The 11,413-nt window shown below is 64.5% G+C and carries 11 protein-coding genes; 7 read left to right on the forward strand and 4 right to left on the reverse strand.

All coding sequences use genetic code 11. The annotated features are described in order from the left end of the window. Positions 1–360: 360 nt before the first annotated feature. From RE429_RS18075 to RE429_RS18105, 7 genes are all read left to right on the forward strand, one after another. Positions 361–1,935 carry a glucan biosynthesis protein gene (locus RE429_RS18075; RefSeq protein ID WP_414472067.1) on the forward strand — a complete coding sequence of 525 codons (1,575 nt, stop codon included), beginning with the start codon at positions 361–363 and terminating at the stop codon, positions 1,933–1,935. A gap of 124 nt (positions 1,936–2,059) precedes the next feature. Next, positions 2,060–3,073: an ABC transporter substrate-binding protein gene (locus tag RE429_RS18080; RefSeq protein WP_414472068.1), complete on the forward strand. Its 1,014-nt coding sequence runs from the start codon at positions 2,060–2,062 to the stop codon at positions 3,071–3,073. A 34-nt stretch (positions 3,074–3,107) separates the two neighbouring features. Then, on the forward strand, positions 3,108–3,884 hold the full coding sequence (locus tag RE429_RS18085; RefSeq protein WP_414472069.1) for an ABC transporter ATP-binding protein: 777 nt from the start codon (positions 3,108–3,110) through the stop codon (positions 3,882–3,884). Next, on the forward strand, positions 3,881–4,696 hold the full coding sequence (locus RE429_RS18090) for an ABC transporter permease (protein WP_414472070.1): 816 nt from the start codon (positions 3,881–3,883) through the stop codon (positions 4,694–4,696). Before RE429_RS18085 ends, RE429_RS18090 begins: the two co-directional genes overlap by 4 nt. Positions 4,697–4,858: 162 nt before the next feature. Beyond that, positions 4,859–5,386 carry a MarR family winged helix-turn-helix transcriptional regulator gene (locus tag RE429_RS18095; protein ID WP_414472071.1) on the forward strand — a complete coding sequence of 176 codons (528 nt, stop codon included), beginning with the start codon at positions 4,859–4,861 and terminating at the stop codon, positions 5,384–5,386. 103 nt (positions 5,387–5,489) lie between these two features. Continuing rightward, positions 5,490–5,795: a TfoX/Sxy family DNA transformation protein gene (locus tag RE429_RS18100; RefSeq protein WP_414472072.1), complete on the forward strand. Its 306-nt coding sequence runs from the start codon at positions 5,490–5,492 to the stop codon at positions 5,793–5,795. A 17-nt stretch (positions 5,796–5,812) separates the two neighbouring features. Beyond that, positions 5,813–6,784 (forward strand): 2-hydroxyacid dehydrogenase, encoded by a 972-nt coding sequence (locus tag RE429_RS18105; RefSeq protein ID WP_414472073.1) that lies wholly within the window; start codon positions 5,813–5,815, stop codon positions 6,782–6,784. Here RE429_RS18105 and RE429_RS18110 read toward each other — a convergent pair. The 4 genes from RE429_RS18110 to eda form a co-directional block, all read right to left on the reverse strand. After that, a complete protein-coding gene (locus tag RE429_RS18110; RefSeq protein WP_414472074.1) occupies positions 6,781–7,530 on the reverse strand; it encodes an SDR family oxidoreductase in 750 nt (249 codons plus the stop codon). The two genes, RE429_RS18105 and RE429_RS18110, sit on opposite strands and share 4 nt — an antisense overlap. Positions 7,531–7,558: 28 nt before the next feature. Continuing rightward, positions 7,559–9,367 (reverse strand): IlvD/Edd family dehydratase, encoded by a 1,809-nt coding sequence (locus tag RE429_RS18115; RefSeq protein WP_414472075.1) that lies wholly within the window; start codon positions 9,365–9,367, stop codon positions 7,559–7,561. 338 nt (positions 9,368–9,705) lie between these two features. Then, positions 9,706–10,545: a tellurite resistance TerB family protein gene (locus RE429_RS18120; RefSeq protein ID WP_414472076.1), complete on the reverse strand. Its 840-nt coding sequence runs from the start codon at positions 10,543–10,545 to the stop codon at positions 9,706–9,708. A 61-nt stretch (positions 10,546–10,606) separates the two neighbouring features. Beyond that, complete coding sequence (eda, locus tag RE429_RS18125; RefSeq protein ID WP_414472077.1) at positions 10,607–11,251, reverse strand: bifunctional 4-hydroxy-2-oxoglutarate aldolase/2-dehydro-3-deoxy-phosphogluconate aldolase; 645 nt, start codon at positions 11,249–11,251, stop codon at positions 10,607–10,609. Positions 11,252–11,413 lie beyond the last annotated feature (162 nt).

Raw genomic sequence — 11,413 nt, forward strand, 5'->3', positions numbered from 1 at the left:
TGCTTTAAGTCACGTCCCCCGTTGAGAACGGGGTGCGCCGGTTTCGCCTCCGGCTGCCGGTTAGGGGTAGTCGAGAACTAGGTCGTCCTCGGGCGGCTGTCCGGCCTCTTGTCCGGATGCCCACCAACCGGCACGCGACCACAGGCACGTGCGAATTTGGGCAGGAGTGAAATAAGACCTTTTGGCCCCGATCACAAGAGCCTTTCGGGCCTTCTGCGCAATTTTTTAACCCTGCTTCCGGAGGGGAATGGCGGCACCTCCATTCAGCCCCTATTAAGCGGACCCAGCTCACCCATCTATGGATTGCGGCTTCAAAAGGCCGCCTCCTCCCGAAGATTCAGGACGAACAGTCTCTCAGCCATGCTCGATCTCTCCCGCCGCGCCCTTCTGCAAAGCCTGCTCGCCGCGACCGCGCTCTCCGCCTGGGGCGGACCAGCCTCGGCGCAAGCTCCGCAGAACGGCGTGCCGACGCCGGAACCGTTCCGATTCGAGGACGTGGTGCGCCGGGCCCGGGAGCTGGCGAGCGCCCCCTTCGAGGCGCCCCCCACCCAGCTGCCGGAGCCGCTCAACCGGCTGAGCTTCGACGATTACCGCGATATCCGCTTCCGGACGGACAAGGCCCTGCTCGCCACCGGCAACAGTCCGTTCCGGCTGCAATTGTTTCATCTCGGCTTCCTCTATCAGAGGCCGGTGACGGTCAACATCATCCGCGAGGGCGTGCCGACTCCGGTTCCCTACCAACGCGAGCTGTTCGATTATGGCCGCAACAAGATCGACAAGCCCCTGCCGGTCAATCTCGGCTTCGCGGGGTTCCGGCTGCATTATCCGCTCAACAACCCGAAGGTGTTCGACGAATTGATCGCCTTCCTGGGCGCAAGCTACTTCCGGTTCCTCGGGCGCGATCAGAAATACGGCCTCTCGGCGCGCGGCCTCGCCATCAACGTGGAAGGCGGAGAGCAGGAGGAGTTCCCGTATTTCCGCGAGTTCTGGATCGAGACGCTCAAGCCGGAAAGCACGCGGGCGACGGTCTATGCGCTCCTCGACAGCCCCTCGGTCGCCGGCGCCTACCGGTTCGAGATCTATCCGTCCAAGGAAACGACCCTCGACATCACGGCCACGCTCTTCCCGCGCCAGCGCATCGAGAATGTGGGCCTGGCCCCGCTCACCTCGATGTTCTTCGAGGGCGAGAACGACCGGAAGCCCACGGACGATTTCCGGCTGGAGCTTCACGATTCAGACGGGCTGCTCATGCAGTCGGGCGCGGGCGAGTGGATCTGGCGCCCTTTGCGCAACCCGAACGGCAAGACGATCTCCTCGTTCTCCGACAACAACCCGCGCGGGTTCGGCCTGATGCAGCGCGACCGGGTGTTCGAGAATTACCAGGATCTGGAGGCCTATTATCACCAGCGCCCCGGCTACTGGGTGGAGCCGGTGGGCGATTGGGGCGAAGGCTGGGTCGAGCTCGTCGAGCTGCCGACCCCGGACGAGACCCACGACAACATCGTGGCCTATTGGCAGCCCAACAAGCCTTACGAAGCCGGCCAGGAGGTCACCTTCTCCTACCGCCTGCGGGCGGCCGCCGCCATCGGCACCATGCATTCGGGCGGCAAGGTGATCAACACCTTCCAGACCCCGCCCCGCGCCAGCGGCTCGAATGCCCCGAGCGACCGCAGGCATCGTCGATTCATCATCGACTTCGCGGGCGGCGACCTCGCCTACTACACCGGCGCTCCCGACCTGGTGCAGCTGGTGCCCTCCACCTCCGTGGGTCAGATCACCAGCACGTTCCTCATGCCCAACGGCCACATCAACGGCTTCCGGGCCGCCATCGACGTGAAGCTGGAACCGGGCCAGTCCACCGATCTGCGCGCCTTCCTGCGCGCGGGGAACCGGGCGCTCACGGAAACCTGGACCTATCCCTGGGCCGTGGAGTAGCCAAGCGCTCTTGCCAACCGCTCTTGCCAACCGCTCTTGCCAATCGCTCTTGCCAACCGCCATGGAACCGCGCAGAACCGGCTCCGACGCAGGAACCGTCTGCGGCACGACAGGGGCACGCGCGATGAAGCGGAATGCTTGGGCAGCAGGGCTGTTGATGATGGTCTCCGGCTGGAATGCGGCCCCTGCCGACGCGCAGCCCGCACCGCGGGAGATCACGTTCGGCACCAACTGGCTCGCCCAGGCCGAGCATGGCGGCTATTATCAGGCGCTGGCGGACGGCACCTACGAGAAGTACGGCCTGAAGGTCACCATCGTGCCGGGCGGCCCACGCGCCAACAACCGCATGCTCATGAGCGTCGGCAAGCTCGACTTCTACATGGGCGGCAGCCTGATCCAGGCGTTTTCGGCGGTCGAGAAGGATATCCCGACCGTCGTGGTCGCGGCCCATTTCCAGAAGGATCCGCAGATCCTGATGAGCCATCCGGGTCAGGGCCTCGACACGTTCGAGGCTCTTAAGACCTCGAACGACATCCTGCTTTCGAAGGACGGCATGGCCACCTTCTTTCAATGGATGAAGGCCGAATACGGCTTCAAGGACGAGCAGGTGAAGCCCTATGGCTTCAGCCCCGCGCCCTTCATGGCCAACATCCGGGCGGTGCAGCAGGGCTATGTGACCTCCGATCCGCTGGTGATCGAGAAGGCTGCGGGCTTTGAACCCACCGTGTTCCTGCTCGCCGATCACGGCTTCAGCACCTATTCGACCACCATCGAGACGCGGCGCGACATGGTCGAGACGAATGCAGAGCTCGTGCAGCGTTTCGTCGATGCCTCCACGATCGGCTGGTATCATTACCTTTATGGCGACAACCGACCGGCGAACGCGCTCATCAAACGCGACAATCCCGAGATGACGGACGAGATTCTCGCCTATGCCGTCGCGAAGATGAAGGAATACGGCATCGTCGATTCAGGCGATGCGCAACAGCACGGCATCGGCGCCATGAGCGACGCGCGCATGAAGGACTTCTTCGACAAGATGGTGAAGGCAGGCCTCTTCAAGGCCGATCTCGACTACAGGAAGGCCTACACGCTGCGGTTCGTGAACAAGGACGTCGGTCTCGAGCTCAAGAAGTAGCTCGCTTCCGCCCGCACCCCGTCTTGCGAATCCCATGACCCCCCCTCCTCTCGTTTCGCTCGAACAGGTCGGAAAAGTCTTCGCCAACGGCGTGACGGCTCTTGGCGGGTTCAGCCTCGATGTCCGCGAGGGCGAATTCCTGTCCCTGCTTGGTCCGTCGGGCTGCGGAAAGTCGACGGTCCTGCGTTTGATCGCCGGCCTCGCCGAGCCCACGACGGGACGCATCGCCTGGCCCGGCTCCTTCGATACGGACCATCGCGGCCGGATCGGTTTCGTGTTTCAGGAGCCGACCCTGATGCCGTGGGCTCCTGTGGCGGACAATGTCTGGCTGCCGCTGCGCCTGCGCGGCGTGTCACGGAAGGCCGCGCAGGATCGCATCGCTCAAAGCCTCGCGCTCGTGGGCCTGCAGGATTTCGCGAAGGCCTATCCGCGCGAACTCTCCGGCGGCATGAAGATGCGCGTTTCGATCGCCCGCGCGCTCAGCATGGAGCCGCGCCTTCTCCTCATGGACGAGCCCTTTGCCGCCCTCGACGAGATCACCCGCTTCAAGCTGAACGACGACCTTCTCGACGTGCAGAAGGAACTGAGCTGCACCGTGGTCTTCGTGACCCATTCGGTTTACGAGAGCGCCTATCTGTCGAACCGCATCGCCGTTCTGTCCCCGCGCCCGGGACGCATCGTTGCCGAACTCGCGGGCGCCTCCTCCCGCGAGCGCGACGGCGACTTCCGGGCAAGCCTCGCCTATGCGGATCTGTGCCGGAAGGTCTCGCAGGCCCTGACCGGCAGCATGCGGGACGGGGGGCTGCGATGATCCGCGATCCCCTCAAGCTGATCCTGCCGCTCGCGGTCTTCGTCGCGTTCATCGCCGCATGGGAGATATCCGTGCGCGTCGCCGCGGTTCCGCCCTATATCCTGCCGGCCCCGAGCCTGATCGCATCGACCCTGAAAGCCGATTGGCCTCTGCTCTCGGCGTCGCTGCTGGTGACGCTGAAGACCACGCTCGCGGCCCTTGTCCTGGCGGTCGTCGGCGGCGTGGCGCTGGCCGTGGCGCTGAGCCTCTCCCGCATCGTCGAGTATTCGCTCTATCCCTTCGCGGTCGTGCTGCAGGTCACCCCCGTCATCGCCATCGCGCCCCTGCTTCTGATCTACATGCCGCAGGATCTGGCGGTGCTGGTCTGCGCCTGGCTCGTCGCCTTCTTCCCGGTTCTCTCGAACACCATGCTCGGGCTTCAATCCGTCGACAGGAACCTCCTGGAGCTGTTCGAGCTCTATGGCGTTCCCGCGCGGCCGAGCCGGCGCGCCCGCATCCGCTCCCGGCTGAAGGCCCTCTGGTATCTGCGCCGCCCCGCGGCCCTCCCGGCCTTCCTCGCGGGCCTGCGCATCGCGGGCGGCTTGTCCCTCATCGGAGCCGTCGTCGCCGAGATGGCGGCCGGCTCGGCGGGAGCCGGCTCCGGATTGGCCTATCGGATCATCGAGAGCCAATATCGGCTCAATATTCCCCGGCTGTTCGCCGCCCTCGTTCTCCTGGCCGCACTGGGGGTCGCCCTGTTCCTTGTCCTGAGCGTGCTCAGCAGGTTTCTGCTGCGGCACTGGCACGAAAGCGCCCTGCCCCGGGGGGGTTAGCGCATCGTTCGCGCAGAAAACCGGGTCCCCTTTTCGCTCGCGCGGCCTGCCGGGTCCGCACGATGCGCCCATGCGGGATCTGTTGACGGTTACATATCTGTCATCGAAACGTCATGACTTCCTGCTCAAGTTGCTGTCATCGTTGCACCAGAGAGGCATTGCATGGACAAGGACATCATTCATCCCGGCGTAAAAAGCGTCGGCTGGTCCCTGGTCCAAGCGGCGCGGCTCCACCGCAGCCGCACGGGCGACAAGCTCTCCGAACTCGGTCTCTTCGCGGGCCAGGAACAGGTTCTCCAGGCTCTTGCCAGCTCCGGCCCCATGACCATGGGTGATCTGGCGGCCATTCTGCGGGTGCGCCCGCCCACAGCCTCCAAGACCGTATCGCGCCTCTCCTCCCTCAAGCTGGTCGAGCGGCACACGGAGCCGGGCGATGCGCGCGTGGTGCGCGTGAAGCTGACGAAGGAAGGAAAGCGCAAGGCCGCAGCCATCGACGCTCTCTGGGACGAAGTCGAGGCGGAACTGCTCGCCGGCTTCGACAACAAGGACCGCAAGCGCCTCCGCAAGCTGCTGCGCAAGGCCGCCAAGAACCTGGCGGGCATCACGGGCGCCGATCAGACCGGCTTCGAAGCCGAGGACGATATCGAGGAACTGGGCACCGAAGAGCCGGAACTCACCGCAACCGCCTGATCCATCCCAAGCTCATTCTCCCTGACAGGGTGTCGTCCATCGCGTCCGGCTGAAACTTGCTCTATCGTGCGGGCACGAAGCAGCAGGAGCCGGATCCGTTCTCATGAGCGACGCAGCCATCGACAGCCTGCCCGGAATCGGACCGGTCACGCGGGACCGTTTGCAGGAGGCCGGGATCCGCACCGTATCGGACCTTAAGGCCATCGGCTCGGTCGAGGCCTTTCGCCGTCTCAAATTCATGCTGCCCCGACATGTGAGCCTCAATGCCCTCTATGGACTCGAAGCCGCCCTGCGCGGTTGCCATTGGCTCGACCTGCCCCAGGATGTGAGGACAGCCCTTCAAAGGGAGGCTCGCCTCATCGAAGAAGCCTTCCGCCGGGGTCCCGCATCGCGCTGCACGATCGCCTGAAGACCAGAGACATCACCATGAGCAAAGCCGACATCCTCATGACCGCCCCGATGATGCCCGTCGTCATCGACGCCCTCGACAGGGCATTCAATCTTCATCGCCTCTGGGAGCATGACGATCGGGACACTTACCTGAGCGAGATCGGCCCGCGGATTCGCGGCGTTGCCACCAGCACTCTTTACGGCCGCATGGACGCCACCCTGTTCGAGCGTCTCCCGAACCTCGAAATCGTCGCGAGCTTCGGCGTCGGCTACGACAACGTGGATGTCGCGGAAGCGGCCCGGCGCCAGGTCATCGTCACCAACACGCCGGACGTGCTCAACGATGAGGTGGCGGATCTCACATTGGGCCTGCTTCTCGCGACCTTGCGCAAGATCCCTCAAGCCGACCGGTACTTACGCGATGGACGCTGGCTGACGGCGCCGTTTCCGTTGTCGAACACCCTGCGCGGGCGCAAGGTCGGCATCGTCGGCCTCGGCCGCATCGGAAAGGCCATCGCAAAACGACTCGAGGGCTTCGGCGTCGGCATCGCCTATCATGGACGGACACGCCAGGAGGATGTCGCCTACGCCTATCATCCGACGCTTCTCGGCATGGCGGAAGCCTGCGACGTCCTGATCGCAATCACCCCGGGCGGCACTGCCACGAAGCATCTCATCAATGCGGATGTTCTGAAGGCCCTTGGCCCTCATGGCGTTCTCATCAACGTGGCGCGCGGCAGCGTGGTGGACGAGCAGGCGCTCATCGAGGCTCTGAAATCCGGGACGATCCTGACGGCAGGCCTCGACGTCTACGACGACGAGCCACGCGTTCCGCAGGAGCTGATCGACATGGAGCATGTGGTGCTTCTGCCTCACATCGCGTCCGGCTCCGTTCACACGCGCAATGCCATGGGCCAGCTCGTCGCCGACAATCTCATGTCCTGGTTCGACGGCAAGGGGCCGCTGACGCCCGTTTCGGAAACGCCTTATCCGGGCAACAAGGTTTAAAGCGCGAACCCGCCATCCACCATGTGGATGTGGCCCGTGGTGTAGCTCGCCTCATCGGACGCGAGATAGACGGCGAGCGCCGCAACCTCCTCGGCTGTGCCCAGGCGCCCCATGGGCTGACGGTCGATGAAGGCCTGGCGCACCGTCCCGATGCTTTGGCCGGAGCTCGCCGCCAGGGCCGCGATGCGCTGGTCGAGCGACGGCGACTGCACCGTACCGGGGCATATGGCGTTGGCGCGAATCCCGCGCCTGATGAAATCGGCAGCCACCGCCTTGGTCAGACCGATCACGGCCGCCTTGGTGGCGCCGTAGACATACCGGTTCGGGATGCCGCGCACGGAGGACGCGCCCGAGGCGATATTGACGATGGATCCGCCCCCCTTTTCCAGCATGCCCGGGAGAACGGCCCTGATGGTGCGATGCATGGATTTCACGTTCAGGTCGAACGAGAAATCCCAGTCGTCGTCAGAGCATTCGAGCACGGTGCCGTGATGCACGAATCCGGCCGCGTTCACGAGAATGTCGAAGGGCCCTGTCTCGGAGACGAGCGCGTCGACCGCATCACCCGAGCGGACATCGAGCACGCGCCGCGTCGCTTCTCCTTCAAGGCCTTCGAGCTTTGCCTCGTCGAGATCCGTTGCGCATACGCGCGCACCTTCGCGGAGGAAGGCCTCCGCGATGGCGCGCCCGATCCCCTGCCCCGCCGCGGTGACGAGAGCCGTCTTGTTGTTCAGCCGACCCGCCATGACACCCCCCAAACGCTTCCCGCCTGCCTCAGTGGTTGTCGCGCGGCACGCCATAGGTCTGCGCGACTTTCTGATATTTTACGGCGGGCTTGAGCGTCATGCCCTCCGAGAGCTGATCGACCATGGAGCGCTGGATTTCCTGCCAGGGCGTCTGGCTTGCCGGATAGGCATAGCCGCCCCGCGCCTCGAGATCGGCGCGGCGCTTCTCCAGTTCCTCGCTGGACAGCAGGATATCCGCCGTGCGCTTGTTGAGATCGATGCGGACACGGTCGCCCGTCTGCAGCAGCGCCAGGCCGCCGCCGGCCGCCGCCTCGGGAGAGGCGTTGAGGATGGACGGCGTGCCCGACGTGCCGGACTGGCGCCCATCGCCGATGCAAGGCAGCGAAAGCACGCCGCGCCTGATGAGCGCGCCCGGCGGCTGCATGTTCACCACTTCCGCCGCGCCCGGATATCCGATCGGACCTGCGCCGCGCATGATGAGAATCGTATGCTCGTCGATATGAAGCGACGGGTCGTCGATGCGGTTGTGGTAATCCTCGGGTCCATCGAAGACCACCACGGGGCCTTCGAACGCATTCGGGTCGCTCGGATTGTTGAGGTAGCGCTCCTGAAACTCGGGACTGATCACGCTCGTCTTCATGATCGCGGAGTCGAAGAGCGTGCCCTTCAGGTTCAGGAAGCCTGCCTTCTCCTTGAGCGGCTTGTCGTAGGAGCGGATCACATCGCGATCCCAGGTGTGTTTGCCGCGGCAGTTCTCGCCGATGGTCGTGCCCGTGCAGGTCAGCGCATTCTCATGGATCTTGCCGGCACCGATCAGCTCGGCGATCACGGCCGGGAGACCGCCCGCGCGGAAATACTCTTCACCGAGGTACTCGCCTGCGGGCTGTACGTTCACGAGCAGCGGAATGTCGAAACCGATGCGCTCCCAATCGTCGTTGTCGAGCGGTACGCCGATATGTTTCGCGATGGCATTGATATGAATCGGCGCGTTCGTGGAGCCCCCGATGGCCGCGTTGGCCACGATGACGTTTTCGAAGGCCTCGCGCGTCATGATGTCGGAGGGCTTGAGGTCCTCCCACACCATCTCGACGATGCGCTTGCCCGTCTCGTAAGCCATCTGGCCGCGCTCGCGATAGGGAGCCGGGATGGCGGCCGAACCAGACAGGGACATGCCGAGGGCCTCGGCCAAGGCGTTCATGGTCGAAGCGGTCCCCATGGTGTTGCAATGACCGACCGACGGCGCCGAGGAGCCGACGATGTCCATGAACTGCTGATAATCGATGTCGCCCGCGGCGTGGCGCTCGCGGGCCTTCCACACGACAGTGCCGGAGCCGGTGCGCTCGCCATGGTGCCAGCCGTTGAGCATGGGGCCGACATTGAGCGAGATCGCCGGAATGTTCACCGTGGCGGCCGCCATCAGACAGGCAGGCGTGGTCTTGTCGCAGCCGGTGAGCAGAACCACACCGTCGAGAGGATAGCCGTAAAGAACCTCGACCAGAGAGAGATAGGCCAGGTTGCGGTCGAGGCAGGCGGTGGGCCGCTTGCCGGTTTCCTGGATCGGATGGCACGGAAATTCGAAGGCCACGCCACCCGCCGCCGTGATGCCGTCGCGCACGCGCTTGGCGAGCTCGAGATGGTGGCGGTTGCAGGGAGAGAGGTCGGAACCCGTCTGGGCGATGCCGATGATCGGCTTCTTGCCCTGCAGTTCCTTGCCGGTCAGGCCGTAGTTCAGGTAGCGCTCGAGATAGAGCGCGGTCATACCCGGATTGTCGGGGTTGTCGAACCAGAGCCGAGAGCGAAGCTGATCGGGAGAGCGGCGGTGGGGCCTGTCAGCCATTCTTGAATCCTCTCAAATGATACGCGCGCTGCAGCCTTATGTGGAGCAGGGCAGAACCCAGGTCCAACCGGTGAGGCGAAAAACCGGCCACCCATATTGATTCTTGAGCGAGCACTCGAAAGCGAAACGCTTCGCAATGCAAGGCGACTTTCGCATAAATCATACTAATGATGCTACGGCGCGAGCGCAGCGAGGGAACTCCTGTTCCAACCCTTCATCGTCATCGTCGCCGATCGGTCGGCTCACAGCTCCGCGGCCAGCCAGGAGACCTGCTTGCGCTTCCTCGACAGAACGCCTGCACAGGACGCCTGCACAGGACGCCTGGCCTCCGCTTTGGCTCAGCCCAGGGCACTTACGGTTTCATCGATCTGCGCCCGCGTCTTGGGGTCGAGATCGAGGGCCAGAGCAAGCTGATGGAGGAATTCACGCTCCTGAATGGTATCGGGGTCGATCGCGATCCTGGCCGCCGCGTAAACCTGCGCCGCCTTCTCGGGATCGTTGACGTTGGCGGCCAGTTCCTCCACGTCCGCGGGCGAGGCCATCTCGTTTTCCAGCCAATGGCTGGACTGCGGATCGATGCCGGCCTCCACGAGCCCCTTCACGATCCGGGCACGCTCGGCGTCGTCGATCCGCCCATCGGACGCCGCGGCCGCCACCATGGTTCTCAGGAAGAGCAAAGCATCGTCCTCCGTCTGAGAGACGGGATGGAAGCGCGAGGCCTCGGGGAGAGCGAGCGCCACCTGCGCCACCTCATGATCCGCCGGAAGCGCGCCTTCCCCTGGCCTCTTTCCCAGAGCCTGCGAAGGGATGGATCCTCCACCCTGCTGCTTCTGGTAGGCACGATAGGCAAGGCCCCCGATGACCGCGAGGCCCCCGAGCTTCACGAGGTTGCCCGTGAGCTTGCCCTTCTTGCGGCCACCGAACATGAGCCCGGCGAGGCCGACGAGCGCGGCCTGTGCCAGACCCGGATGCTGGACCGCCAGATCCTTTGCTTTCTGCAGGAGCTGATCGGGCGAACGGCCGGAAATCTGGGTCACGCCCTGCTCGAATGACGACGCGAGCCCCTGTGGGGGCTGCCCTCCATTGTTGCGCTCCGGCGATCCTGGCTGGTCCTGTTGCGGCTCGGCGCGTCCGATCGCCCCTACGAATGCGTCCAACAACTTTCTGTAGTCGACCATCGGGTTCCTCCTGCCGGTTCATTGCGAAAGCAAGAACACAACGGAGGCGAAAGGCAATGGTTCAGGTTTGGGCGCGCAACGAAGCGGCGTCGGATGCAAGACGACCGATTTCGGCGAGATCTCCCCGTCTCATCGCGTCCGCAGGCGTGACCCAGGTGCCGCCGACACAGGCGACGTTGGACAGGGCGAGGTAAGAGCCCGCGCTGGCCCGGTCGATACCTCCGGTCGGACAGAAGGACAGGTTCGGCAGGGGGCCACTCACGGCCTTGAGCCAGGCAGGTCCGCCGGAAACGGCAGCCGGGAAGAACTTCAGCGCGTTGAAGCCCAGTTCGGCCAAAGTCATGGCTTCCGAGACCGTGGCACAGCCGGGCATGACGGGAATGGGGGCTTCGCGCAGATTCTCTGCAAGCTGCAATGGCGTCCCAGGGGTCACGATGAACTTCGCCCCGGCATCGACCACGTCTCGAATTTGGCTGGGAGCCAGCACGGTGCCGGCGGCAACGACCGCCTCCGGAACGGCTTTGGCGATCGCGCTGATCGCGTCCAGTGCGGCGGGCGTTCTGAGCGTCACCTCGATGACGGGAAGCCCTGCCCTGACGAGGGTGTGGGCCAGATCGATGCTGAAGCGCGCATCCTCGATGGTGACGACCGGAATCACGGGCGCCATGCGCAAGTAGTCGCGAAGAATGCTTCCCTCGGATCCCATGGCGCGCTCCTCATCGGTTTCCTGGTTCGTCGGCTGCGAGGGTTGTAGAACGCTGCCGGATCCCTGCCAAGATGCCCTTTCAACGGATTATGTGCGGGGCCGCGCCGGTTGTAGGGTACGCCGCCCCGGGTTAGGGCATCGGACGCAGAAGGGGAGCCGGTT

This window comes from Microvirga sp. M2 (assembly GCF_047497095.1).
Taxonomy (GTDB): Bacteria; Pseudomonadota; Alphaproteobacteria; order Rhizobiales; family Beijerinckiaceae; genus Microvirga.